Below are 25,789 nucleotides of genomic sequence, written 5' to 3' on the forward strand. Positions count from 1 at the left end.
GAAGTGTGTTTCGTCTCGCAGTGGCTGGTAGACCGACTCCTCGGTGAGTGAAATGACGTGCTGTTCTCCGTCGACTTCCTGAACCAGGCGCAGCCCGTTGCCGACGGCGGTCCGGCGTACCGCTTTGATGCTCTCGGCGAACCCGAGCTCAGTGGTGATCAGCGCGCCGAGCAACTCGTCCCCGCTAGCACCCAAGGACACGACCGGCAGGTTCTGGGTGTCGCCGAAGCTGCGCTTGGAGAATCGGGCCGTGAACTCCGCCCGAGCGGCAGCGGCGGCTTCGAGTCCGTGCAGTGCGGCGACCATCTCCCCGGCCAGGAGCCGTTTGATCGCCATGGGGTGCGCGCTGCCGTCCTCGCGGCGCTTGGCGATGTGGCCGATCTCCGCGTCGCTCCACTCGGTGAGGAGTTGCAGGTACGGCTCGATGAGGTGGTCGGGGATCGACATCAGCCGGCCGTACACGTCGTCGGGACTGGCCGTGAGGCCGACGTAGTTGCCCTTGCTCTTGCTCATCTTCGCGCCGGTACCGTCGGTGCCCTCGATCAGCGGGGTGGTGATGACGAACTCGGGCTTCTGGCCGGAGATCTCCATGACCTTGCGGCACATCTGCAGGTTGAGCAGCTGGTCGACGCCGCCGAGCTCGACGTCGGCGGTGATGGCAACGGAGTCCAGGGCCATGACGATCGAGTACATGAACTCCGCCAGCGACAGGCCCTGGCCCTCGGCGAGGCGGGTACGGAAGTCCTCACGCTGCAGCGACATCGACACCGGCACCCGCGACATGATCTCCACCAGCTGAGGTAAGCGGATCTCACTGAGCCATTCACCGTTGAACCGCAGATCCGCACGCGCGAAGTCGATGAACGGCGTGACCTGCTGCTGGTAGGTGCTCAGGTTCCCGGCGATGTCGGCGTCGGTGAGCGCCGGGCGCTCGTTGGACCGACCCGACGGGTCACCGATCTTCGCCGTGACGTCGCCGATGATGAACACGACGTGATGCCCCATGCGCTGGAACCGGCTGGCGATGATGATCGGCACCGCGTGCCCGATGTGCACGTCGGGCGAGGTCGGATCGATGCCGTACTTGACCACCAGCGGCCGGCCCTCAACCGCGGCCTTCTCGATCGCAGCGGTGAGGCTGCCCACGGACGGGATCAAGTTCAGCGACCGGCCGGCGATCAGCTCAGCCTGCTCGCGGGCCGTGAGGTCAGACAGGTCCAGGCCGCGCCGCGCGGTTGTCTCGGCGAGCAGGTCCGCGACCACGCCGTCATAGGAGAGGTCAGCGGTGTCGAGGATGGTCATCGCTCGGCTGACGGACTCACTCAAACGGCTCATGGTCGGGCTTGGCTCCCTGTTCGGTCACGGGTTCTTGTGTCCCGTGCGTGAAAACGGTCATTTTACCAGTACTGAGCTAGCCGAATTCTCTCCCGCAGCGGCCATGATCAGCATGCTCGCGGGAATTCGGGCTGCTCCTTGCTGACTCGGTCAAGGCGCACCAGCGGGCGTCCGCTCATGACGCTGACGAACACTCGGCCACATGGCGAGAGCGGATCGCCCGCCCTGATGGTATCGATCAGCATGCGCCCAAAGGCGTGGAGGGCGCGGCCTCGGGCCCCGTGTTGGAGCGCCGCCTCGGCCTGGTGCCTGGCCGCCAACGCCCGGAAGTGCCACGTTGCTCGTTTGAGGTGGGAGGCCGCTGCCCAGTTGGGCGGGTTGAGTCGCAGTTGGTTGAGGCGTTCGACCAGATCCAGGGTGACGCTCGCGCGGTAGTCCTGTGACAGGCCGGGGGTTCGGCGGTCCGTCATGCTCTGGTCGTGTACCCGGTAGTAGGTCAGCGGGTCCGGCAACTCGACTCCGTGTCCGACTTCCCGGAGCGCGTGGAAGAAGATCTCGTTGCTGACCGGCAAGAGGCTGAGGGCGACGTCGCGGCGGATCAGCAGGGTGCTGGTGTTCCCTCCCGGATGAGGCCGCTCAAGGATGGGTTGGCCGTCCTCTCCCACGACGTGCTCCCAGTGTTGAAGGAGCATCACTTTCTCGGAGATCGCCGCCGCACAGGTACGGAGTTTCGCGGGGTGGAGCCAGTCGTCCGCGTCGAGCGGGGCGACCCAGTCCCCCGTGCTGAACTGGATCGCGTCGGTGAGTGTCTGGCCGAATCCGCGCGCGGCGCGGCTGATCATTCTGATCCGGTCGCCGTGGCGGGCGCACACATCCAGGGTCTCGTCTGTGGAGCCGTCGTCGATCACGACGATCTCGTGCAGGACGTAGTCGCCGGGTTCCTGGTGGAGACAGCTGGTGATCGCCTGGTCGAGGTAGCGGCCGTAGTTGTGGCAGAGGATCACGATCGAGATCCGCAGAAGGCCGGTCACCGGTGCCCTCCGTAGACGCGGGCGTGGGCGTTGAGGATCTGTCGGTGTTCCTCGCGCCTGTACTCCAGGAAGGCCGGGTCGAGTTGTCGGGTGCCGCTGCTCAGCAGTTCGGCGGCGCGGTCGAGAGCTGTGAGGAAACGCTCGCCGAACAGGTACGGATGCCCCTCCGACCAGTCGAACCACTCGGGTTCTGGGACGAGCCCTTTGTGCCGCTCGTACTGCTGTTGGAAGTACCCGGTGGACGCGCATATGGGTAGGAGGTTCAGATCGAAGGCCAGTTCGAGTTGTCCCGAGTGGGTTCCCCACAGGTAGGGCAGCAGTAGCGCGTCGGCCCCGAGCCCAGCGTTGATCACCTCCGCGTCCGTGGGGTACGGGCGCATCGTGACCTGGATTCGAGGATCGGCTCGCACGGCGTCCAGGAGCTGGGGCACACGGCTGGCGGGGTGCGAGAAGTCGACAGGGCTGAAGGCTCGAAGCAGAAGGTCGAGTCGGGCGTCAGGGGCTTCGGTGCCGAGGCTCCAGTTGACGACGGTGGAGATCTGGTCGCGGTTGGGACGGGTGGCGCCGAACATGAGATAGCGGTTGGCCCGAGCCGCAGGGATCCGTTCGCGGCCGGCCAGGGCGTCCGGTGCCGCGACATAGCCGTGCGGGATGACCGCCACTGGCGCAGGTTCGGCCACGAGCTTGGCGATCGCGTCGGCAGATCCAGGAGTGAGGCAGATCCAGCTCACTCCTGCGGCTTCGAAGAGGCGCAGTTTTTCGAGGAGTTCGCCGTTCTCGCCGAACATGGGGGTCAGGTCGTGTGCGGTGAACACGACTCGGACACCGTCGGCGCCACAGGCATCGAGAAGGCGTTCCAACGCGGCCAGGTCCTCAAACTCGATGTGGTGCAGGTGGAGTACGTCCAACCAGTTGAGCGGCCGGTTTCTCAGGACCCACTCGGCACCCACGGCGGCCGGTACCTCGACACCGTCTTTGATCTTGGTGCCGTTGATGATGTCGAAGTCCGGACCGCGAAGTTTCCAGACGTAGGGGGTTCGGGCGGGCAGGTGTAGGACTCGCAGGCGGGGCGCCATCTCGATCACTCCTGGCCCAGGTTCACGACGACGAGCTGGGTCGTGAGTCCGCCGCTCGCGTCGTCGCTGCGGGTCAGGCTCGCGTGTTCGACCTCGAAGCCGGACGCGTTGAGCAGTGCCTCGAACTCGTCGCTCGTCCACTCGCGGACGTGACTGGGGTTGCGGGGCGGACCTGGGTCGGCGTATCCGCTGCGTTGCTCCCTGGCAGGGGTGGACAGCACCGCTCGGGCGCAGCCGTCCCGAAGGAGGCCACGAATCATCTTCAGCGCCGGAGTCGGGTCGAGAAGGTGTTCCAACACGTCGGAACACACCACGACGGAACGCTGAACGAGTTCGCGGCTGAGCGGAAGGCGTTCGGCCGTCTCCAGGTCGGCGTCGACCCAGGTCCCGAAGGGAAGGTTCTCGCGGCACCAGGTCAGGTTCTCGCCGAAGTCCACACCGACGTAGGTCCAACACGGGTACCCGAGAGCAAGCGCCGCGAGTTTGCCAGCCTGCCCGCAGCCGATATCGATGATCACGTCGCGGCCGTGGCGGATGGCCTGCTCAGCGGCGTACGGGTAGACGTCTGGCTGCCAGATCACGCCGTCGGTCAGGTCGTGGAAGTACTCGACCGTCTCGCGGCTGCGGTAGCCGGGTCGGATGAAGTAGGTCTCGGAACTGCCCAGGGTTGTCATCGAAGTTCTCCTCGTCATCGGGGCCAGAGAGCGAACAGGTCCGTGACCCGGTCGGTGAGCTGGGCGCGGAGCGTCCGCCATTCCCCGCCCTGGGCGCGTCGGGCGGCGGCTGCCTGGTCGAACTCACGGCCACCGACCTCAGGGAGACAGGCGTACATCTGCAGCAGCGCGGAGCCGTCGTCCTCGAGCGCGTTGTCCGGTTCCGCGGCCAGCAGGTCTCGGATGCGGTCGGGGCGCATGGAGGCGTCGATGCCCGATCCGGGGATGCTCTTGCTCATCTTCGGCAGGCCGTTGAGACCGGGGATCAACTTCGTGTACACGCCAGCGAGCCAGTCAGCCTGCAGGCCCCAGCGTTCGGCCCCGCGCCGGGCGAGGGCGACGTACTTGTGCTCGTCCACGCCGAGGGACACCAGGACTCGGCAGCCGTCGCGCAGAAGGTGCAGGAAGTCGGCCGCCATGAGCAGGGTCGCCTGCTTCATGCCGAAGTCCAGGTGGTCGAACACTCCGTGGTCGCGGTAGAGGCTGGCGAGGTCCTCCTCCGCCCAGAGGAAGTCCTCGTCCTGGAGGTGGCGGGCGAGCAGGTACGCGGTGGCCAGCACCTCGGTCGAGTCCTCCTGGCGGCGCAGGATGCCCCGGCGAGGTTCGAAGCCGAGTCGGAGCACGAACTCCTCGTACTGGTCGGCGAGCCGGCGCACGGCGCCCAGTGGCGTGCGCCGGGCGTTGTAGGAGTCAAGGTCACCGAGGACGATCTGCACCGTGAGACCGGCCTGCTGCAGGTGGACTGCTCGGAGCAGCTGGAACAGCGTGCCGGCGTGCGGCGGGCCACCAAGTCCCACTCCGGTGGTGACGACGGTCCGGGTGCCGGACTGCACGGCCGTCGCGAACTCGCCGCCCCCGGTGTGGCAGAGCCACTTGGTGCGCAGGTCCTCGGCGGCGAGGCCCGCGAGGCTGAAGTCGATGGTGCCGAGGCCGAGACGTTCGTACTTGTGCAGGCCGACGACCTGGTCGTAGTAGGCGCTGTCGAATCTCATGCGGGGACTCCTTGGTCTCGTAGGGCGAATGCCTGCCGAATGAGGGGCTCGAAGCCGTCGGTGAGCAGGTTGCCGAGGACCGCGTTGCGGGGTGCCGCGACGCTGCCGAGGTCTGCGGTGACCCTGCCGTCGGCGAGCACCCACGTCCGGAACGGATACGGGTCCTCCGGTGGCCGCGTGGGCTGCGCGAAGACCTCGAAGTCGACCAGCTCGCGGATCCCATCGACGGCTAGGACAAATGCGGCCGGGTCGTAGCCATACAGCTCGGCCTTTCCCTGGTTGGCCCGGCCGATGGGCCTGTATTGGGAGATCAGCCAGTACTCGACCGGCGTTCGTTCGGCGAACCTTGCGAGCTGTGCGGCCAGCTGCGGAAGCTTCTCGGCGCTGGTCGCTGTGGTGAAGGTGTTGAAGGCCAGGGTCCGCTTGTCCGCGGTGAGCATCTCGACGTTGGCGTGGAAACGCTCGAAGTAGCCCTCACCCCGAAACCAGTCAGCGATCTCGGTGTTTGGGCCGTCGACCGCGAGCGAGTACACGCCGACGTGGTCCTTGATTTCCGAGTAGCGCTCGCAGAGGAGCAGTCCGTTGGTGTGCAGGTTGAGCTCGAAGCCCGACTGTGCGCTGTGCTCCAAGGCGACTTCGAGGTGGTTGTCGTACGGCATCAGCGGGTCGCCGCCAGTGAGCACGATCCGTCGGGCGCTGGACTCGGCGCGGACCCGGTCGATGACCGCGCGCACGGTGTCCGGATCGGTGGACACCCGGTTGCGCTCCCGGTAGCAGAACCGGCAGACTCCCGGCGAGCCCGGAGTGGGTGTGAGGTCCCAGGCGTTGCAGTCGGTGTTGAGGACCAGGTGAACGATGGGCAGTTCGTCGAGCGTGAGCATGCTGCCTCCCTCAGTCTCGTCCGGACGTGAGTAGCTCCTGGACTTCCCGGCCGGAGCCGCCGGTGATCTCGATGAACTTGGTCAGGACGTCGATGCCGGCCCCGGCTCGGACGATGTCCGCCGCGAGGACCACGCACTTCTCGTAGGTCGGGGCGACCCCCGCCACGCACAGGAGCAGCGCCGCGTTGAGCACCACGGCGTCCCGGGCCCCACCGCCGGCCCTGCCCGCCAGCACCTTCAGGGCGAAGGACACGTTGCCTCGCGGGTCCGCGTGCTGCATGACCGACGCGAGGTCCGCCGGTCGGGTGGCTGCGCCGATCACGATGTCGGCCGAGGTCTCGTCGTCCAGTACCCCGTCGAGCACACGGCACGCGCGGACCATCGCCCCACCGATCAGCTCGTCCACGTGGCCGCCGGAGGCGAACTGGGAGCCGATGACCGTGACGTCCGGCAGTCCGAATCCCGCCAGGAGCCGGGCCGAGTCCTCCACTGCGAGGTGGGCGAGCCCGTAGACGTGGCTGGTGCACCTCACCGGGCTCAGCAACGCGGGGAAGCCAAGGCTCAGCGCGTGCACGGCCTGGAATCGGCCGCCGTAGCGGCTGTCGAACTCGGGAATCCGGTCCTCGATCGAGAAGAACCCGAATCCGAGGTCACTGGCCACGGCAGCCATCTCGTCCACCGGCGGTCCCGCGCTGGGGACACCGACGTACTCCATGAAGTCCCTCGACCCGGTCAGCGAAGAGGCGCTGCGCGAGCCGAGCTTGGCGATCCGCGCGCCACCCGCAGCTGCGACCAGGGCAGCACACGTGCTGATGTTGAACGTCTTGACCGACTTCTTCCCGCTGCCGGTGTAGGCGATGAGGTCGGCGTCGACGGACTCCTGACCCGTTCCGTCCAGGGAGAGTGCGGCGCGGATGGCGGCGCTCACCTCCGGCCGGCGGGGGCCACGGAGCAGCAGGCCGGTGAGCGCGCTGCCCAGCATTACGTCCCTTGTTCGCCCGTCGGGCAGGGCGAGCAGGCGCAGCATGCCGTCGTGGACGAGCTGTACTGGGATGTCGTCTGGGCCGTTGATGCGGTGCACGAGTTCTGCGGCGAGGCTGGTCATGCCACGTACTCCTTGTGGGTCTAGATCTCGGCAGTCAGCAGGACGCGAAACGGTCGCGTCATGCCTGGTTGGTCCAGGTCGCAAAGCCCTCGTCTCAGGTCGGCCAGGGGATACCGGCATTTGGTGAGGAGTGCCTGCCACTCGCCACCGGAGGCGAGCAGCCCGACTGCTTCACGGAAGTCGTCACGACCGTTGCTTCGGCAGTAGGAGAAGGAGCCACGGAGCGTCACCGAGCGACGGAAGAGGTCGCGGAGCGGAGAGGACAGCAGGACGTCGGGTGCGTAGGCGTTCTGAACCAGCACGGTGCCGCCGTCCCGGACGACGCTCAGCGCCTGGCGGATGGGCTGGTCTGTTGTGCCGCTGGCTGCGTCGATCACGGCGTCGCAGGCCGGTAGGTCCTCGGCACGCCGGACGAGGCCGACGTCGAGCACTGACCGGAGGGCTGCGGCGCGCTGCGGATCACGAACCACCAGGTGGGTCTCCCATCCTGCGGCGCGGGCACAGACTGCGGTACAGACGGCGAGCACCCCGCCACCCACGATGCCCAGCCGACCGGTCAGGCCAGCCAGCCCGCAACGGATGCCGTGCAGTGCGACCGCCATCGGGTCGGCCAGCACTCCGTGCGCGGGATCTGCCAGGGGCGGCAGCGGTACGAGGTTGTTTTGCGGCACGGCGAGCACCTCGGCGAGCCCGCCGGACAGGTCCCATCCGATCCGACGGAGGTTCGGACAGAGCTGGATCTGGCCGCGACCGCAACTGCGGCAGATCCCACAGGGTACGAGCGGGTCGACGGCTACCCACCGGCCTGATCTGGCCTCGATGCCGACGATCTCGTGCCCGGGGTACCAAGGTTCCGGCAGCGGGGCTGTCCAGGACGGGTCCAGCTTCGCTCGATCGCTTCCGCACAGCCCGCTGTAGCGGACCTTGACCAGGGAGTTTCTTGGGTCGGGTTCCGGCATCGTGACCGAGGCGACCTGAAGTTCGCGGTCACGCACGGTCCAGGCGAGGTACTGGCTCATCGGACCCGCACCCCTTGGAGAAGAGCGGGAATGTCCTCGACCTGGGTGACAGCCGGACCGTTCCAGTGGCGCTCGCCGAAGGCCAGGGTTCCCGAGCCGCCTCGGCGTCGTACCCGCACAGGGTGCATCCCGGCTCGCTGGGCACCGGCGAGCTCGTCACCGCCGCCGTCGCCGCAGTACAAGGTGTCGGCGGCGGCCACGCCGAGTCCGGTCGCGATGGCGGCGTACAGCCTGCGATCTGGCTTGGTTCCGCCTGTCCGGCAGCTGAACACCACCGAGTCGACCGCGTCCGCGAGCGCGCTACCGGGCCAGGCGTCGGCCACCTCAGGAGCCGCATCGGTGAGTACACCGATCTTGAAGCCCCGCTCCCGAAGCTGCCGCAGAACAGCGAGGACGCCACCGTCGGCCAGGAGCCGGGGAACTGCCAGCTGCGCGAGGCACTCGCGAATCGCTGGCTCAGACGCGGCGCGGGCTCCGCAACAGCGCCTCAGGTACCGCGCGACATGCTCGACCTGGGAGAAGGTTCCGTCATGACGCTGCTGCCAACTCTCCACGAGCACCGCGTTCACCGTGGCCGGCCGAGCATCCATGCACGCGGCCAGAGCGCTTGCTGCCCGAAGCCGCTCGGCATCGTTCGGGGCCTCGACCAGCGTGCCGAACAGGTCGAAGACGACGCCTTCAATGTGCCGCTCCATGCGTACCTCCTCGTCGAGCCCGCCAATCCCTGCTTTCCATTGACGGGTACCGAGGAGGCACGTTCCAGAGGGCGGATGCGGACAGCACGGTTGTCCGCATCGCCGGAGCCGGGTGGATCGCGTCACGGCTGGGTAGCATCGGGACGTGAGCAACGCGGCCTTTGACGGACTGACCTCCAGCGGCGAGCACCTGTTCTGGCTGCAGTCAGACGACGACGGCACCTCGCTGATGAGCTGGAGCGAGGACGAGGGCGCTGCCCGACTCACACCACCGGGTTTCGAGGTTGGCAACGCGGTGCACGCGTACGGCGGAGGCTCGTTCGCCGTCGCGCCCGAAGGGGTGTGGTGCGTCGCGGCTGAGGACGGCCGAGTTCACCTCGTCCCGCTGAACGGCGCAGCTGGCCGACCAGTGCCCCTTGGCGATGGACGTACCGGTGGCTTCGGCGACTTGGCCTTGAGAACCGGTGACCTCTTCCGTGTCAGGGAAGCGCTCGTTGGAGACAAAATAACGGCCGTGGACACATCGACAGGCGTCGAACGGATCCTGGTGCGATCCTCGGGATTCCTGGCCGCGCCATCTCCCGCACCAGGCAAGCTCGCCTGGCTGAGCTGGGGCGTTGACCAGATGCCCTGGGATAGCACCGAGCTCTGGCTCGCATCTTACGAACGCGGCGGCCTCCCCAAGGACCAGGTCCTGGTGGCGGGTGGCCCTGAGGAGTCAGTGGTCGAGCCCCGGTGGGCTCCGGACGGCTCCCTGTACTTCATGTCCGACCGCTCGGGCTGGCTGAACCTCTACCGCTGGGACGGCACCCACTCCCACCCCGTTGCCCCGATGGCGGCTGAGTGCGCGGCGGCGCCCTGGGAACTCGGGTACTCCAGCTATGCGTTCCTGCCCGATGGAACGGTTGCGATGATCGTGCGCAACGAGATGCGCGACCAGCTCACCCTCGTGAGTCCGTCCGGGCAGGTCCGGGCGCTCAATCTCCCGTACACCTCGATCAAGCCCTATCTGGCTGCCTTCGGCGATCGGGTGGCGATGATCGCCGCCACCCCCACCACCGCGCCTGCCGTCGTTCTCGTCGACATGGATGGAGCCCAAGAGGTCATCGCAGGCCAGCCGCCTCAGCGATCGGACTTCCCAATGCCTAGGGCGCTGGTCGCCGAGGGAATTCATTTTCTACTTCACCCGCCGGTGGAAGCCGAGTCGACCCGTCCGGCCCCATTGATCGTGCGGGCACATCCGGGCCCGACTGACGGCGTCACGTTCCGCCGCGATCCTCAGATCGACTTCTTCACCCGGCACGGCTTTGCCGTCGCGGACGTCGACTACCGGGGCAGCACCGGCTACGGCCGAGCCTTCCGCCAGGCCCTCTACGGTCGGTGGGGCCTCGACGACGTCACCGACTGCCGCACCGTCGCCGAGCACCTCCTCGCGACAGGCCAAGCGGTCGCTGGCGAGGTCTTCATCTGCGGGGCCAGCGCCGGCGGGTACACCGCGCTGCACGCCGCCTGTCACGATGGCCCGTTCGCCGCCGCAGCCGCCCGCTCACCGATCATCGACCCGAAACGGTGGGAGACGACCGTCCCGCGTTTCCAACGCGCCCACGCCGCAGCCCTCGACGGCGGCGCCGGCCCGGTGCGCGCACAGGTGGTCCACGTTCCGGTGCTGCTGATCCACGGCGCCGCAGACCCGATCACCTCGGCCTCCGACACCCTCGACCTGGCCCGAGACCTCCAAGACCGTCAAGCTCGCTACGAGCTACTCCTCCTCGACACCGCCAGCCACACACTTTCCGCACCCACGCTTACTTCCGCAGCGCTAGAAGCCGAACTGCGCTTCTTCCAGAGCGTGATCGACTCAGGCCGGTAGCGCCTCACGCGCGTAGTCCTCGAACTCCCTGACCAGGGGGAGCCCGGAGAACGGGACCAGTTCCTCCCGCAGGTCAGACACCCGTTGCCGGCTGCGCGCCGAGGACGTCTGGGCTGCGTAGTCAATCGCCCTGCGCCCGGTCGAACACGCCTCTTCCACCTGGCCGGCCCGAGCCAGCGACGACGCCATGAGGGCGGTGTCGATCGCCAACCGTCGGACGTGACTCGGCGAGATCCGCGACAACGCGTCGTCAGCCTGCTCCTGCGCCAACCGCTGCCGACCCAGATCGTGGAAACAGTGCGCCATCTCGTCGGCCAGGTAGGCCTGGCTGAAGTAGCCGATCCAAGCCGGCTCCTCGCCAGGCACGCCTCGGGCCAAGTCCGCCTCCGCATCCAGGAGCGCGCGGGTGCTGGCCTGCTCATCACCGCCACGCGCGTACGCGCGTGCCAGCACTGAACCGAATGCCGATCTCACGACCGGCCCGGAGATCTTCTGCGTTCCGTGCAAGCCTGCCCTGGCCATCCGGAGGGCTCCGCTGACATCTCCAAGATGTAGGGCGAGGTGCGCGCTACTCACCGAAAGCAGGTAGCCCCCGTAGAGCCTGTCGCCGGCTGCTGTGGCCAACTCAAGGGCACGGAGGTAGCAGCTCTGGGCATGCTGATCGTTGCCCAGGTCGATGGCCTGATAGCCAGCGAGCTCCCAGAATCCGGCCGCCGTCGAGTACAGACGTACTGCCGTCTCCTGATCTACAGGTACCCCAGCGAGCAGGCGCTCAAGCTCGGCTCCCACATAGCTGGAGACCAAAGGGTGAATCCGCCCAGCTCCGTGAACATGATCGAGCTGACGGAACCAGTCCAACTGCCGTGAGGCACCAACAGCTACCTCTTCGTCGATCCAGTGCGCTTCGGAGGTCGCCAACATGCGCGGTGCCGAGTCTACGAGCACCCAGTCCAACGCGGCCTGCTCAAGGCTCGTCGTTGTCGGAAGCGATGGCTGCCTGGAGGACTGGCGCTGCGCCTGCAGACTCGGCCAGAACGCCGCCAGCGCACCACCCGCATCGAGGGCGACATCGAGTCCTGTCACCAGATCTGGGGACGGCCAGCGAAGCGCCTTCTCGATCTTGCCGATCTGGTCCTTGCTGACGAATACCAACGTGCCAAGGTCCGCCTGCGACAGCGCACGCAACGTTCGCCACTCCCGCACGGCAGCACCGAACGCATGCCGCGGCGAGAGTTGCGGATGAAGCCGTCGGGCAGCCTGAGCCATCTACACCCCCGGTGGCGCGCAAAAGAAGGCCAAAAACTCTGAATGGCCCGGTGCAACCGACCACCAGCCCAGAATGAACGCGACCTGCGATCACCCCGACGATACCGACATACCAATCGATGAGCGAGCCCACCATGGCCAACCGTGACTCCCCAACTCGGCCGTCGCAGGCCTGGGTGGACGTACTGCTCGACGCCGTCCCGGGCGTCCTGCTTGCGGTAACCAGCCTGCGCTTCACCCGAGCACCCGTGACGTCGACAGCCATCAGGACGACGTTGCAGCCGCGACAGCTAGTGGCAACAAGGCGACTACTGGACGTTGGCAGTCACTGCTTTCCCAAAGTTCACGTTGAAGGTCACTCGCGCGGGTTGGAACTTGCCCTCCGCAGTGATTACTCCCGTGACGTGCTCCCCGGAGGCGAGGTTAAGCGTGTCGAGCTGCCTCTCGTCCTCGCCGAGGGTTGTGTTGTGCTTGGCTCCGTCGGTGGCCGTGATCGTGAAGCTCAGCGGGTTGACCGAGACGTTTTCGCTGCTGTCATTGGTGACCGTGACCTCCACGCTGGTGAAGTCGCCCCCGTCGTGAAGGACGCTGGGCTTGAACGCGGTTGCCTTCGCCGTCAGCTTCACCGGTGAAGCTGCAGGAGCCGGTGCGGTCGTAGCTCCTCCCGTACTGGGGACGAACGGCGCTTCCTTCGACTTCTCACTGCCGCTGCCACACGCGATCAGCACTGCGCATACCCAAGCGCTGGCGATGACGGTGACCAGCTTGCGTCCGTTCATGTGCACCTCCCGAGCCGCTGTTGCGTCCACCCGAGGCGCGAGCAGTCTGAATGACCCAGCCGGAGCCTCTGGAATTGTCAGTTAAGTAAACCAATTTCCAATTTGCCCTGATTGGAGTTTGGCAAATTCTGCCCGCATGAGGGCGCTAGCACGCTCTTCCCGCCACACCGACCATCAATCCGCCCAACGCAGCTCGAGTGCGTCTGGGGCCGCGCGGTCACGACGCGCCGTGGGGCTACAGGGTGAAGGTGACGAACTTGAACGGCGCTGTTCGGCGAAGTTGCCGGGAGACGGGTAGTCCCACGACCCACCACAAGGCGCAAACTCCCCGCATGAACAGGGTTCTGTGCTGCTCCGTTGTTGCTCGGGCGTCCTGGTTACCAGCGGGGATAAGCGGGGAAGCGTGGGGAATCAGCCCGAGCATGGGCCAAAATGATCTGGGCCCCTATCCTCCGAACGGAGGAAGGAGCCCAGGTCAAACTATGTGCGCCCGAAGGGACTCGAACCCCTAACCTTCTGATCCGTAGTCAGATGCTCTATCCATTGAGCTACGGGCGCAAACCTCGTTTAGTGTACACACCGAGGTGTGTGCCCCAAACTTGGGCGGAGGCTCGGGGATTTGAACCCCGGATGGGCGTTAAGCCCAAACCGCATTAGCAGTGCGGCGCCATAGACCGGACTAGGCGAAGCCTCCCAAACGATTCGGTACACCGAGCCGCCGGTTGAGGATACAGGGTCTGGCTCAGGTGACGCAAAGCGGTACCGAAGCCGGCCGGCCTCCCAGGACCGCCCACCCACCCAGGCGCCAGAACCCCCAGGCCAAGCGGCACAAACACCCAGGTCAAGCAGCACAAACACCAACCCGCCCCAGGCCCCGGACACCCCCGAGGTGGCCGGGCCCACCCACTCTGGGCGGACCCGACCACCCGGGACACCGCCAACCGGACCGGGGGGCCGGGCTCAGGTCGACGACATCCCGCAGCCCACCCGCGGCGGCCAATCCGGGTTGGGCACGAGGGGCACCCGAGCGCCCCTCATGAAGTACAACAATCCACGCTCAAATTGGGAAACTGGCAAGAATCAGACAGAAAGGGGCCCCGCCGGCGAACCGACGGGGCCCCTGACCGGGAACGTGTTACGCGTGCACGCTCACGATGGTGACGGGCAGGGCCGTCTTGCCGTCGCTGTACTGGAGCGCTCCGAGGTACCGCTTGCCCGCTTCCAGGCCGGACCAGGTGGCCGTCAGGGAGTAGGGCTTGGCCAGGACCACCGGCAGGGACGGCGTGTTCACCGTCAGGTTGCCGGCGGTGCCGCCCACGATCCACGAGTGGTGCTGGATGCCCACCTCGGTCGCGCCCACCGCACCACCGAAGAGGTCGATGTACACGACGTAGGTGCCCGAACCGAACAGGGTCACCGACTCGTCGGCCGAGCCGCCGGCGCTCTCGCCGACGAGGGTCAGCGTGGTGCCGGACTTCTTGTAGAGGAACACGTCGACGTCGGTACCCATCGCGTAGTCCGCGTTGAAGGTCGCGAAGCGGCTGAGGGTGGTGCCGGCCGGGACGTTGAACTCGAGCGCACCGACGAAGGCGCTGGTGGCGGGCTTCGTCTTGTCGAACTTGTGCGCGCCGATCTTCAGGTTGACCGTGTTGACCGTCGCCGGGACGAGGCCCGCGGGGGTGGTCGTCAGGGTGCCGGTGAAGCCCGACTTGATGTCGACCGTGGTGGAGCCGTCGGTGCCGGCGCCGACCGGGGTCTCCCCGGGGGAGACCAGGCCGAGCGGGCGGACCGCGATGGGGCTACGGACCGAGTGGCCGTTGGCGTCGTTCCAGGTCAGCGCACCGAAGGTGTACTTGCCCAGCTCGGCACCACTCCACGTGATCTTCACCGTGAACGTGGCCGACTTGCCGGGCGCGAGCGCCAGGCGGGACGGGGACACGACGACCGAGGTGCCGGCCGGCGCCTCGACCTTGGCGGTGTAGAGCGCGGTCTTGTTGGTGATGTTCTTCACGGTCCGGGTGACGGTCTGGGTGCCGGCGAGGCCCCCGATCGCGATGGACGGGCCGTTGAGGTCACTGGCGTCGATCTTCGGGAAGTCGTCGCAGTTGAGGTCCATCATGTCGGCGGACGGCTTCTGGCCGAGCGCGCAGATGTAGCTGAACCAGTTCTCCAGGTTCGACTCGTACACCAGGCCCGGGTCGAACGCCTTGGCCGGCTGGACGTGGCCCGCGCCGAAGTTCAGCGGGGTGGCGTCCTTGCCGAGGTTCTGGATCGGCAGGGCGTTGTTGTCCTTCTGGGTGGCCGTGGTCATGATGGCCGACTTGATGGCCATCGGGGACCAGTCCTGGTGCGCGCCCTTGATCAGGGCCGCGATCCCCGCGATGTGCGGGCTGGACATCGAGGTGCCCTGCATCGAGCCCCACTGCGGGGTGGTGCCGTTGGACTTGACCGCGGCGACGATGTCGACGCCGGGGGCGGTGATGTCCGGCTTCAGCAGGTTGCCGCCACCGGCGAGGGCCGGGCCGTAGGAGGAGAAGGCTGCCATCTCCGGCGCGCGGGCCGCGTACTGGGTGGCGACGCTCAACGAGGCCTTGGCGTTGCCGGCCGCGATGTACGCCTTGATGGCCGCACCCTCGACGTTGTTGACGTGCACGCTGGGTACGGCGTGCAGGTCGGCGGCGAGCGAGTTCGGGGTGGGGTTGTAGAGGACCATGCCCACGCCGCCCGCGTCCTTCACGGCCTGGCTCTTGGCGGTCCGGTCGTTGGTGCCCCGCTTGCACAGGACGGTCTTGCCGGCGACCTTGGCCGGGTCGAGCGTGCCGACGAAGCAGAGTTCGACGTCGGACGCGGGCTTGCCGGCGAGGCCGACGTTGACCGAGTCGACGAGGTCCTTCAGCGGGACGGCGTCGCCGAGGCCCTGGCCGGTGTAGGTCGCGCCGTTGCCCAGGGTGACGCTCTTGCGGAACGCCCGGTCGTGGGTGCTGGCGGCGACCGTGGTCAGCCACGGGCTGTTGTGCGCGACGGAGCTGACGCCGACGGTGTCGCCGGAGTTGCCCGCCGAGGCGGCGACGAAGACGCCGGCCTGCGCGGCGTTGAGGAACGCGATCTCGACCGGGTCGACGACCGAGGTCCGCGAGCCGGAGATCGAGTAGTTGATGACGTCGACGCCGTCGTAGACGGCCTGGTCGATCGCCTTCACCGAGTCGATGTTCGAGCAGTTGTTGCCGCCGACGTAGTCGGTGGCCCAGCAGACCTTGTAGATCGCGAGGCGGGCCGCGGGGGCCATGCCGGAGATGTTGCCGTACTGGTAGCCGTTCGGCGCGCTGGCCGCCACGTTGGCGTTGCCGGCAGCGGTGCTGGCGGTGTGGCTGCCGTGGCTGGTGTAGTCGCGCGGCGAGTCGAACTCGTCCGGGATCTGGTTGATGCCGGTGCGGTACCAGCGGGCGCCGATCACCTTGTTGTTGCAGGCGACGGGAGCCGCCTTGGCCGGGGCGTCGGTGCCCGCGTCGCAGACGACCGTGCCGTCACGATTGTCGGTGTTGCCGACGACCGAGCCGGCCTTCCACTTCGCGTTGATCTGCGCGGCGTCGGGCCGGGGCTCGGAGAGCGGGCCGAAGCTGCCGTTGTCCGGGGAGAAGCCGGAGTCGACGACGCCGACGATGACGCCCTCGCCCGCCTTGCCCTGGCCGCCGAACTGCTTCTGCCACACGCCGGCCGCGCCGTCGAGGCCGAGGAACTTCGGGGTGGAGAAGGTGTCCACGGTCAGCATCTCGGACTTGACCACGTTCTTGACGCCCGCGGTCTTCTCGAGCTGGGCCGCCTGGGTGGAGGTCAGCTGGGCGGCGAAGCCGTTGAAGGTCGTGTCGTAGGTGACCTCCTGCTTGACGCCGACGCTCTTGGCGACCTCGTCACGCTTCTTGCCGAGGTACTGCCGATACTTGTCACTGACAGCACTGCGGGCGTCGAGCTTCTGGCCCTCGGCCGGCTTGGTGGCCGCCAGGCCGTTGACGCCGCCGGCGTACGCCGCGATGGGCTTGGCGTCGAGCTGGACGATGTAGTAACCGGGTGCGTACTTGTCCGCCGATACGGGATCGGCCAGGGCAATACTCGGGGATCCCAGGGCCAGCGCGGTGAACGCCGCCAACGGGAGCGCGAGTGCCACTGTCTTCTTCTTTGACACAGGGCCTCCGTACTCAGGACACCCGCAGGGGTAGGGGTGTCCACGCTGGCCGGAGCCTATTGGTGCAGCCGTGACCAGGGGAGTGCCCAGACAATCTCGTGATAGAGCCGTTACCCAGTTAAGTCTCTATTGAGGTTGAGCCCTGTTAATGAACAAGTTTGTTACCTCCGAGTGTCCAGCCCACGAAGGCGACAATATCGAGCAGCGCGTGCGCAATGATCAGCGGCCACACCCGACGGGTCCGGGAATAGAGATAACCGAAGACCAGGCCCATGATCGCGTTACCGACGAATGCGCCGAACCCTTGGTACAGGTGATAGGAACCGCGCAGCACCGCGCTCGTAACGATCACTAGGGGCAGCCGCATGCGCAGTTCGCGGAGCCGGGTCATCAGGTAGCCGACGACGACCACCTCTTCGAGTACCGCGTTCTGGACGGCCGCGAGGACGAGCACGGGCACCGCCCACCACACCTCGGGCAGCGCGGCGGGCACCACGCTCGCGTTGAGCCCCAGGGCCCGGGCTCCGATGTACAGCGCGAGGCCCGGGATGCCGATCGCGGCGGCGAGGCCAGCGCCCGTGACCAGGTCGAACACCGGTCGGCGGGTGGTACGCAGCGCGTTCGGGTCGTCGCGGCGGAGCAGGTGCACGGCGAAGAACGCCGGCAGGACGGCGAACCCGATCCCGAGCAGCTGGTAGGTGAGGTCGAGCCACGGCCGGCCCGGGGCCTGGGAGGCGTTCAGGGTGGCGCTCTGGTCGGCCAGCGCCTTGCCTGCGGTGAGCTTGGCCACCAGACTCACGACCGAGTAGACGGCGGACGCCCCGAGGGACAAACCGAGAACCAGGATGATCTCGGTACGGATCCCCGGGCGTGCTGTCGTCGTCGTCTCCACCCGGGAAGTATGCCAACCATCGGGCCCGCCCAGCGCGTCTCGTCCGGGGACAACCACCAGAGAGGGCCCGATGAACGAACAGGACTTCCGCGAGTTCGTGGCTGCCCGGTCGCCCGCTTTGCTCCGTACGGCCTATCTGCTGGTCGGTGACTGGCACAAGGCCGAGGACCTGCTCCAGACGGCGCTGACCAAGACGTACCTGGCGTGGCGGCGGCTCGGGGAGATCGGGGCGGTGGAGCCGTACACCCGAAAGGTGCTGGTCAACACCGCGACCAGCTGGTGGCGGCGACGGTGGCACGGCGAGCGGCCCACCGACGTCCTGCCCGAGGTCGCCGAGGCAGACGGGGCCGACGCCCTGCTGGCCCGCGACGCGCTCTGGCAGCAGGTCCGACTGCTGCCGACCCGGCAGCGCGCGGTCCTCGTGCTCCGGTACTACGAGGACCAGACCGAAGCCGAAACCGCCCGACTACTCGGTGTGAGTGTCGGGACCGTGAAGAGTCAGACCTCCCGCGCGCTCGGCACCCTGCGCACCCGCCTCGGCGACCACACTCTGGAAGGGGTGATGACACGATGACCGCCCTCGAGGACGCGCTCCGCCGCAGCATGTCCGGCCAGGTCGCCGTACTGCCCGCCGTCGCCGACCAGGCCGACCGGGCGATCCGGGGAGCCGGCGTGATCCGCCGGCGACGGTTCGCGACCGGCGCGCTGGCGGCCCTGGTGCTGCTCGCGGGCACGGCGGCCGCGCTCGGTGGCCACGGCGAACCCCGGGTGCTGCCCGCCGGCCCGCCCCCCGTCGGCGTCGGCACGCCCACCCCCACGGCCCAGGTCGCCCCCGACGCGCCGCCGGTAGTGGACATCCTGGCCTCGTCCTACCGCGACGGGGTCCGGATCTGGCGGCCCGCCGACCAGAAGGAAGCCACGCTGTACGACCGGCCCTCGCCGACGGTGGTCCGCCTCGACGACGGCTGGTTGGCCATCGACAACGAGTGGAACCTGGTGCTGCTCCGGCTGAACCAGCAGCCCCGGGTCCTGTCCCCCGGGGTCCGGCAGGTCGCGGTCGCCCCGAAGACCCGGTCCGTCGCGTGGCGCACGGACACCCTGCTGTCGGTCGGCACGGTCACCGCGGACGGCGTGCTCGTCACCGAGCGGTCCACGGTCGCGCCGGCGGCGGTCGAGACCGGTCCGGTCCTGTACACCGGAAAGGTCGTGCTGCTCAGTGGCGCGCTCAACCGGGGCGAGGACGACGAACACGACGTCTGGGTACCCGACGGGGGCGACTACGTCAGAACGACGAAGGACAACGCCCACGTGGTACGGGTCTTCGGCCGCCGCCCCGACACGGGTGCCCTCGTCGGGGTCGTCACGAACCCGGACGGCAGGCAGTGCGTCGCCGAGCTGGAGTTCGCCCCGGGGATGCGGGTCCTGCGCAGATCCTGCGACCTGGGCGGCTACGGCTTCGCGGGCAGCCTGTCCCCCTCGGGCCGCCGCCTCGCCGTCAACGTCAACGAGTCGCACAACGGCCAGGCGCACCTGACAGTGGTCGACCTGGACGCGCTGTTCACGGCACCGAAGCCGTCGGTGGTCACCTTCGGGGAGATCTTCGACGCGTTCGGGTGGGAGACCGAGGCCAGCCTGATCGGGTCGCGGAGTCGCGAGCTGTTCCGGATCCAGCCCGCGACCGGCGGGGTCACCCTGCTGCGGGTGCCGGGCCTGATTCCGGACACGGGCGCCGCGCCACTGCGCTGAAACGACGAACGGCCCCCGGGTGACCGGGGGCCGTTCTCATCTGTCGGTGCTGGTTACGGGTCGACCCGGACCGTCGTGCCGCCGACGGCGCTGGTGCCGTCGCCGTAGGTCACGAAGCCCAGGTAGTGCTTGCCCGGCTCCAGGCCGGACCAGTTCAGCGTGAAGGTGACGAAGCCACCGACCCGCGCGCGCTGGCCGGTCGGGCTGACCGAGGCGTTACCGGCGCTGCCGGCCAGCACCCAGTCGTACCCGTTGATGGTCACGTCCGAGTGGCCCATGCCGAGGCTGAACAGGTCGACGTAGATCTCGTACGTGCCGGCGGCCGGGGCCACCAGCGAGATCGACTCCTCCGCGTCCGGCCCGCCGCTGTTGCCGACCTGGACGAGCCCGCCCGGGGTCTGCAGGTACGCGAACAGGTCCACGTCCGTGCCCTCGGGGTACTCGCCCGCGAACGTCGCGAACTTCATCAGGTCCGCGCCCGCCGCCACGTTGACCACGACCTTGCCGGTGTGGTCGCTCGTCGTCGGGTTCGCGTTGTCGAAGGACCCGCTGGTCGGGTTCTTCAGCACCATCGGGGTGACGTTCGCGGCGGCCAGGCCGTTGACCGAGGCGGTCACGGTGCCGGCGAACGCGGTGTCCACGCCCAGGTCACGGCTGCCCGCGGCCGACGTGCCCCAGATCTCCTTGGCGACGGTGACCGGGGTCGGCCGGACCGCGATGGGGCTGCGGACCTTGTGGCCGGGCTTGTCGTGCCAGGTCAGCGAGCCGAACTGGAACACGTTGAACGGGGCCGTCGTCCGGGTGAACTTCACCTTGTAGTCGTCGTACCCGCCGGCCGGAACCACCAGCTTGGTCGGCGTGACCTCCACGGTGAAGCCGGGCGGGGCCTCGACATCGAGGTGGTAGATCGCGTTGGTGCTGGTCACGTTGGTGACCCGCCGGGTGACGGTCTGCACGCCGGGCAGGTCGCCGATCGCGATCGACGGGTAGTTCAGGCTGCTGGCGTCACGCTTCGGCACGCCGTCGCAGTCCAGCTTGAGCGCGTCCTCGGTGGCGCAGAGGAACCGGTCCCAGTCGTTGTACGTCGACAGGTACACCAGACCCGGGTCGAACGCGCTGCCCGGCACGACGTGCCCGGCACCGAAATCGAACGGGGTGGCGTTCACGCCGTCGCGCTGGATCGGCTGGCCCGCGTTGTCCTTCTGGCTGGCCGTGGTCATCAGCGCGGACTTGATGGCCATCGGGCCCCAGTCCTGGTGCTTGCTCTTCAGCAGCGCGCCCAGGCCGGCGATGTGCGGGCTGGACATGGACGTACCGGACAGGGTGCCGAAGCCGTTGCCGTTGCTGCTGTCCGGGGACACGACAGCGAGGACGTCCACGCCGGGGGCGGTGATGTCGGGCTTGAGCAGGTCACCGTTGGAGACCCGGCCCGGTCCCCGCGAGGAGAACGCGGCCATCGACGGCGCACGGCCCGGGACCGGGGTGCCGGCCGCGAACGAGGCGGTCGGGGAGGCGCCGGCCAGGTACGCCCGCACCGCCGCGCCCGCCACGTTGTCGAGGTGGATGGTGGGGACGAAGTGGAAGTCGGCGTTCAGCGAGTTCGGGCTGGTGTTCAGCAGGAGCATGCCGACGCCGCCCGCGTCCTTCACGGCCTGGCTCTTGTCGGTGCGGCCGTTGGTGCCCCGGTCGCAGACCACGATCTTGCCGGCCGCCTTGGCCGGGTCGAGGGTGCCGACGAAGCAGAGCCGGACCTCGTTGGCGTTCGCGCCGTCCTTGCCGACCGCCGAGGCGGGGACCAGCGGAGCGGACGGGACGACCGGGCCGAGGCCGACGCCGGTGTAGGAGGCGCCGTTGCCGAGGGTGGTCTTGGCGGACCAGTTCCGGTCGTGGGTGCTCGCGGCGACCGTCATGTTCCACGGCGCGTTGTGCGCGTTGGTGCTGGCGCCCTGGTCGCCGGAGTTACCCGCCGAGGTGGCGACGAACACGCCGGCCTTGGCCGCGTTGTAGAACGCGATGGCCACCGGGTCGACGTTGGTGGTCAGCGAGCCGCTGATCGAGTAGTTGATGACGTCGACGCCGTCGGCGGTCGCCTGGTCGATGGCCGCCACGGAGTCGGCGGTGGAGCAGCTGGCGTTGCCCGCGTTGTCGACCTCCCAGCAGACCTTGTAGGCGGCGATCCGGGCGGCCGGGGCCATGCCGGAGATCTGGCCGACGGGCACGCCGTTGACGACGGCGGTCACGTTGTTGTTGCCGGCGGCGGTGCTGGCGGTGTGCGAGCCGTGGCCGTCGAAGTCCAGCGGAGAACGGTGCTCCTCCGGGATGGCCATGCCCGACAGGTACCAGTGCGCGCCGATCACCTTGTTGTTGCAGGTGATGCCCGGGTCACAGGTGCCACGCCACTTGCTGTTGATGATGGCCTGGTCCGGGCGGGGCTCGGGGAGCGCCGCGAAGCTCGGGTTCTCGACCCGGATGCCGCTGTCGACGATGCCGACGATGACGCCCTCACCGGCCTTGCCGACGTCGCCGAACTGCTTGGCCCACGTGCCGGTCGCGCCGTCGAGCCCGAGGAACCTCGGGGTGGAGACGGTGTCGAGGGTGCGGACCTCGTCCTTCACGACGGCCTTGACCCCGGGGGTGGCGGCCATCTTGGCTGCCTGGGCGGGCGTCATCCGGGCGGCGAACCCGTTGAAGGTGTACTGGTAGTCGTACAGCTTCTTCACACCGGGTACGGACTTGAGGGCCTGCGACCGGCTCTGGGCGAGTTGTCCGGTGCGCTGCTTCGCGGCCGCGCTACGGGTGTCCAGCCGGGTGTCCTGGTCGGGCTTCGCCGCGGCGACCGGTTCCCCGGCCAGCTGCACGATGTATGTCCCCGCCGGGCCCGCGGCCACGGCCTCGGAAATCGACGGAATAGAGGTCAGAGCCACCGCGGTGGCTCCGAGCGTGAGGGAAATCAAGATTTTTCTGCGGTACGCACGCACTGCGGAACCACCTGTCGATCGATGACGACACATGCCGACGCGACTCTATTCCACCGCACGGTAGTCAGGGCAATCCCCGCAATGGACAGTTCGCGTCGCACTCCCTGTGCGACATATAGACAAGTGACGGTGTGATGCTCTGTTAGGTGAGTACATTGTCGGTGTTACTCAAGGAGAGCTGGTCCTTTGTAGAACAACCGGACGTGCTCGCCAGTAACTTCTACGCACGCATGTTTCTGGCCGAACCACGACTGCGCGATCTATTTCCGGTCACCATGAACGTACAACGGAGCCGGTTACTCGGAGCTATCGTCCACGCCGTACAAAGCGTGGACGATCCGGACTCTTTCGCCGAGTTTCTCGCAGCGCTCGGTAGGGACCACCGCAAGTTCCACGTGCTGCCGGAGCAGTACGAGGTCGTGGGGCGGTGCCTGATCGAGGCGCTCCGGGAGTACTGCGGGGACCAGTGGACCCATGAGCACGAGCAGGCGTGGCGCGACGCGTACGCCGCCATCTCCTCGATCATGATCGCCGGGGCCCGCGCCGACCAGGACAATCCGCCGTACTGGCACGCCGAGGTGGTCAGCCACGAGCGTCGGGCTTCCGACATCGCGGTTCTCGTCGTCCGCCCCCTGCAGCCGCTGCCCTACCGCGCCGGCCAGTACGTCAGCGTCGAGTGCCGGCACCAGCCCCGGCTCTGGCGGGCCTTCTCGATCGCCAACGCGCCCCGCGCGGACGGCTTGCTGGAGTTCCACGTCCGGGCGGTCGGGGCCGGCTGGGTGTCCAGCGCGCTCGTCTGGAAGGTCCGGGCCGGCGACGTGCTCCGGATCGGCGCGCCGATGGGCACGATGAGCCTGGACCGCACCTCCACCCGGGACGTGGTCTGCGTGGCCGGCGGCACCGGGCTGGCCCCGCTGCGGGCGCTCGTCGAGGAGCTGGCGACGTACAACCGGACCCGCTGGGTACATCTCTTCTTCGGGGTACGCACCCGCGAGGAGCTGTACGACCTGGGCGCGCTGGAACGGCTCGCGGCCCGGCACCCGTGGCTGTCCGTGGTGCCCACGGTCAGCGACGAGCCGGACTACGACGGCGAGCAGGGCACGGCCTTCGAGGTGATGGCCCGGTACGGCCCCTGGCAGGAGCACGACTTCTTCGTCTCGGGGTCGCCCTCGATGGTGAAGGCGACCCTGCGCGGGATCCGGGACCTCAACGTCCCGGACTTCCGGGTCCGGTACGACGCGTTCGGGGATGTGGACTAGCCACGGGCGACGGCCGGGCGCCCTGGGGCCAGCCTCGAAGCGCCGGCTCAGGCCGCCGGCAGCAGGACCGAACGGGCCGCCGAAGCGGTCAGGTCCCGCTGGAACAGCGACCCACCCGGCTCCTGGAGCAGCGAGCCGGTCAGCAGGTCGCCCGTGTCGACCGGCGCGAAGCCGAGCTGCACGATGATGGCCGAGACGATCCCCTTGGCCTCGGCGTCGTCCCCGCACAACGGGATCATCCGCCGGTCGGGCCGGCCGGCCTGGTCGCGGAGGTGTTCCCAGTACAGCGCGTTGAAGGCCTTCACGACGCGCGCGCCGGGCAGCCGCTCAGCGGTCCAGGCGCTCGACGTCCGGCCGCCGAGGTCGTCCTCGGGCTGGGCGTTCATCACGTCGACCACGACCTTGCCGGTGACGGCGGACGGGGTGGGCAGGGCGGTCCGCTCGCACCACGGGGCGGCGAGGATGACCAGCTCCGCCGTCGCGGCCGCGCCGTTCACGGTGTCGGCCGACGTCAGCGGACCGAGCACCCGGAGCCAGCTCGCCAGGGACTGGGGGCCGCGGGAGTTGGCGAGGATCACCTGGTGGCCGACGCCGACCAGGTGCCCGGCGAGCGTCGCCCCGACCCGACCGGTGCCGATAAGCCCAATACGCATGGTGACATGATCTAGTAAAAATCTGTCCTTTTCAGGACAACACGCCGACGCCCCTGATAACACTCCGAGTGACAGTTGATACTGGCAGATCACCTAGGAGTACGGCTAAGGTTAGGCGACCCTAATCTGTCGAGTCGGAGGTCAGTACGTGGGCATGCGCCGCGACGCACCCGCTGGAGCGCTCCGATCCGGTACCAGTCCATCACTGTTCGTGGTCAGATGACGACGTCCCTGGCGCTCCCGTCGCCCGTCCAGCCGATCCTGACCACCCTCGCGGCGCTCCGCGCGGTTCGCGGCGGCCGGCTGGGCGTGGCGGACTCCCTGGTCGTGGCCGACCCGACCGGCTGGTCCCCGGCGACCTGCTTCACCGACGGCACCGCGGTGACCGAGCTGCTCGCCGGCCCTCGCGACTCGTGGGGCGCTACCCCGCACGCGGCCGGCGCGCTCGCCTGGAAGGCCTACACCTACTGGCTCACCCTGCCGGCCGTGCTCGGCTACGCGGCGGTCCGCCGGGTTCCCCTGCTGCACGCCGGCAACGTCCTGGTCCGGATGTCGCCGGACAAGCCGTTCGTGACGGTCGGCATGCGCCGGCTCGCCGTCGCCGTGCTGCCCAACGACCCGGTGGCCGGCCAGCGCGGCGTCCGGGTCGTACCCGATGAGGACGCCCTGCTCCAGCTCTTCCGCACCACCCTCGTCGACCAGCACCTGGCGCCCCTGCTCACCCAGCTGCGCTACCACGCCCGGGTCGGCCGGCGCTCCCTGTGGGGCTCGCTCGCCTCGGGGGTCGCGCACGCGGTCGCCCAGGCCGCGCCGGCCCTGCCCTGCGACGCGCTGGCCACGGCCGGCCGGCTGCTCGACATCCTGGACGTGGCGGACCTGGTGGACGTGCGGCGCGAGCCGGACGGGGACCTGCGGGTCCAGCGGCGGACGTGCTGCCTGGCGTTCACGGTGGAATGCCTGAAAACATGCGCTTCGTGCTGCCTGCCGGCGGAGTCGCACGCCGCCTGACCGGGCACGGGGGGGCCGTCGGGCCCTCAGGGGTTGGAGCGGAGGGCGTGGGATTCGAACCCACGAAGGTTTCCCTTACCGGTTTTCAAGACCAGCGCCATCGGCCACTAGGCGAGCCCTCCTGGCGGGGCCGGACGCGTCCGGAGACTGCCCGATCCCGCCGCCTAGTCTGCCAGATCCGATCGGGCCGGCGGGACCGACCGTGACGGCCGGGCCGGGAATCCCCTCCCGCTCACGTCAGAGGCGGGGAAACCGACGACGGGTACGTCAGCGGATCTGAATGTGAATCCCGTGATCAGCCAACTGAGCGA

General features: G+C 68.3%; 20 protein-coding genes and 3 tRNA genes. 5 read left to right on the forward strand and 18 right to left on the reverse strand.

Annotated features, from left to right (window positions below):
- The 9 genes from tyrS to PT931_RS00135 form a co-directional block, all read right to left on the reverse strand.
- On the reverse strand, positions 1-1,335 hold a 1,335-nt coding region (tyrS, locus tag PT931_RS00095), incomplete at its 3' end, for a tyrosine--tRNA ligase (RefSeq protein WP_456243659.1).
- Between the two features lie 107 nt (positions 1,336-1,442).
- Positions 1,443-2,366, reverse strand: a complete 924-nt coding sequence (locus PT931_RS00100; RefSeq protein ID WP_456243660.1) for a glycosyltransferase family 2 protein — start codon at positions 2,364-2,366, stop codon at positions 1,443-1,445.
- Entirely contained in the window at positions 2,363-3,451 is a 1,089-nt protein-coding gene (locus tag PT931_RS00105; RefSeq protein WP_456243661.1) for a hypothetical protein, read from the reverse strand. The genes PT931_RS00100 and PT931_RS00105 overlap by 4 nt, the downstream gene beginning before the upstream one ends.
- Positions 3,448-4,116, reverse strand: a complete 669-nt coding sequence (locus PT931_RS00110; protein ID WP_456243662.1) for a class I SAM-dependent methyltransferase — start codon at positions 4,114-4,116, stop codon at positions 3,448-3,450. Before PT931_RS00110 ends, PT931_RS00105 begins: the two co-directional genes overlap by 4 nt.
- 14 nt (positions 4,117-4,130) lie before the next feature.
- On the reverse strand, positions 4,131-5,147 hold the full coding sequence (locus PT931_RS00115; RefSeq protein ID WP_456243663.1) for a hypothetical protein: 1,017 nt from the start codon (positions 5,145-5,147) through the stop codon (positions 4,131-4,133).
- A complete protein-coding gene (locus PT931_RS00120) occupies positions 5,144-6,028 on the reverse strand; it encodes a radical SAM protein (RefSeq protein ID WP_456243664.1) in 885 nt (294 codons plus the stop codon). Before PT931_RS00120 ends, PT931_RS00115 begins: the two co-directional genes overlap by 4 nt.
- A 10-nt stretch (positions 6,029-6,038) precedes the next feature.
- Positions 6,039-7,133 carry a hypothetical protein gene (locus tag PT931_RS00125; RefSeq protein WP_456243665.1) on the reverse strand — a complete coding sequence of 365 codons (1,095 nt, stop codon included), beginning with the start codon at positions 7,131-7,133 and terminating at the stop codon, positions 6,039-6,041.
- Positions 7,134-7,153: 20 nt separating this feature from the next.
- Positions 7,154-8,152, reverse strand: a complete 999-nt coding sequence (locus tag PT931_RS00130) for an alcohol dehydrogenase catalytic domain-containing protein (protein WP_456243666.1) — start codon at positions 8,150-8,152, stop codon at positions 7,154-7,156.
- Positions 8,149-8,847, reverse strand: a complete 699-nt coding sequence (locus tag PT931_RS00135; RefSeq protein WP_456243667.1) for an HAD family hydrolase — start codon at positions 8,845-8,847, stop codon at positions 8,149-8,151. The genes PT931_RS00130 and PT931_RS00135 overlap by 4 nt, the downstream gene beginning before the upstream one ends.
- Before the next feature lie 145 nt (positions 8,848-8,992).
- Here PT931_RS00135 and PT931_RS00140 point away from each other — a divergent pair, with 145 nt between their 5' ends.
- Entirely contained in the window at positions 8,993-10,717 is a 1,725-nt protein-coding gene (locus PT931_RS00140; RefSeq protein WP_456243668.1) for a S9 family peptidase, read from the forward strand.
- Here PT931_RS00140 and PT931_RS00145 read toward each other — a convergent pair.
- The 6 genes from PT931_RS00145 to PT931_RS00170 all read right to left on the reverse strand — a co-directional run bounded on the left by PT931_RS00145 (position 10,706) and on the right by PT931_RS00170 (position 17,834).
- A complete protein-coding gene (locus PT931_RS00145; RefSeq protein ID WP_456243669.1) occupies positions 10,706-11,983 on the reverse strand; it encodes a helix-turn-helix transcriptional regulator in 1,278 nt (425 codons plus the stop codon). The two genes, PT931_RS00140 and PT931_RS00145, sit on opposite strands and share 12 nt — an antisense overlap.
- Before the next feature lie 308 nt (positions 11,984-12,291).
- Positions 12,292-12,762, reverse strand: coding sequence for a DUF4352 domain-containing protein (locus PT931_RS00150; protein WP_456243670.1), 471 nt, complete (start codon positions 12,760-12,762; stop codon positions 12,292-12,294).
- A gap of 485 nt (positions 12,763-13,247) precedes the next feature.
- A tRNA-Arg gene (locus PT931_RS00155) sits at positions 13,248-13,320 on the reverse strand.
- Positions 13,321-13,366: 46 nt separating this feature from the next.
- Positions 13,367-13,456, reverse strand: a tRNA-Ser gene (locus tag PT931_RS00160).
- Positions 13,457-13,897: 441 nt separating this feature from the next.
- Complete coding sequence (locus tag PT931_RS00165) at positions 13,898-16,924, reverse strand: S8 family peptidase (protein WP_456243671.1); 3,027 nt, start codon at positions 16,922-16,924, stop codon at positions 13,898-13,900.
- 163 nt (positions 16,925-17,087) lie between these two features.
- Positions 17,088-17,834, reverse strand: coding sequence for a CPBP family intramembrane glutamic endopeptidase (locus PT931_RS00170; protein WP_456243672.1), 747 nt, complete (start codon positions 17,832-17,834; stop codon positions 17,088-17,090).
- Positions 17,835-17,904: 70 nt separating this feature from the next.
- Here PT931_RS00170 and PT931_RS00175 point away from each other — a divergent pair, with 70 nt between their 5' ends.
- Both PT931_RS00175 and PT931_RS00180 read left to right on the forward strand, forming a co-directional pair.
- Entirely contained in the window at positions 17,905-18,408 is a 504-nt protein-coding gene (locus PT931_RS00175) for a SigE family RNA polymerase sigma factor (protein WP_456243673.1), read from the forward strand.
- Positions 18,405-19,580 carry a hypothetical protein gene (locus PT931_RS00180; RefSeq protein ID WP_456243674.1) on the forward strand — a complete coding sequence of 392 codons (1,176 nt, stop codon included), beginning with the start codon at positions 18,405-18,407 and terminating at the stop codon, positions 19,578-19,580. The genes PT931_RS00175 and PT931_RS00180 overlap by 4 nt, the downstream gene beginning before the upstream one ends.
- Before the next feature lie 53 nt (positions 19,581-19,633).
- Here PT931_RS00180 and PT931_RS00185 read toward each other — a convergent pair whose 3' ends face one another.
- The gene (locus PT931_RS00185) at positions 19,634-22,438 is read right to left on the reverse strand and encodes a S8 family peptidase (RefSeq protein ID WP_456243675.1); all 2,805 of its coding nucleotides are present in this window, start codon (positions 22,436-22,438) and stop codon (positions 19,634-19,636) included.
- A gap of 266 nt (positions 22,439-22,704) precedes the next feature.
- On the opposite strand from PT931_RS00185, the gene PT931_RS00190 reads away from it, so the two are divergent.
- Complete coding sequence (locus PT931_RS00190) at positions 22,705-23,817, forward strand: globin domain-containing protein (protein ID WP_456243676.1); 1,113 nt, start codon at positions 22,705-22,707, stop codon at positions 23,815-23,817.
- Positions 23,818-23,864: 47 nt separating this feature from the next.
- Here PT931_RS00190 and PT931_RS00195 read toward each other — a convergent pair whose 3' ends face one another.
- Positions 23,865-24,470, reverse strand: a complete 606-nt coding sequence (locus PT931_RS00195) for an NADPH-dependent F420 reductase (RefSeq protein ID WP_456243677.1) — start codon at positions 24,468-24,470, stop codon at positions 23,865-23,867.
- Positions 24,471-24,689: 219 nt separating this feature from the next.
- On the opposite strand from PT931_RS00195, the gene PT931_RS00200 reads away from it, so the two are divergent.
- Entirely contained in the window at positions 24,690-25,478 is a 789-nt protein-coding gene (locus PT931_RS00200; RefSeq protein WP_456243678.1) for an IucA/IucC family C-terminal-domain containing protein, read from the forward strand.
- 39 nt (positions 25,479-25,517) lie between these two features.
- On the opposite strand, the gene PT931_RS00205 is transcribed toward PT931_RS00200, so the two are convergent.
- Positions 25,518-25,600: transfer RNA gene (locus tag PT931_RS00205), tRNA-Ser, on the reverse strand.
- Positions 25,601-25,789: the final 189 nt, after the last annotated feature.

The organism is Longispora urticae (assembly GCF_053902585.1).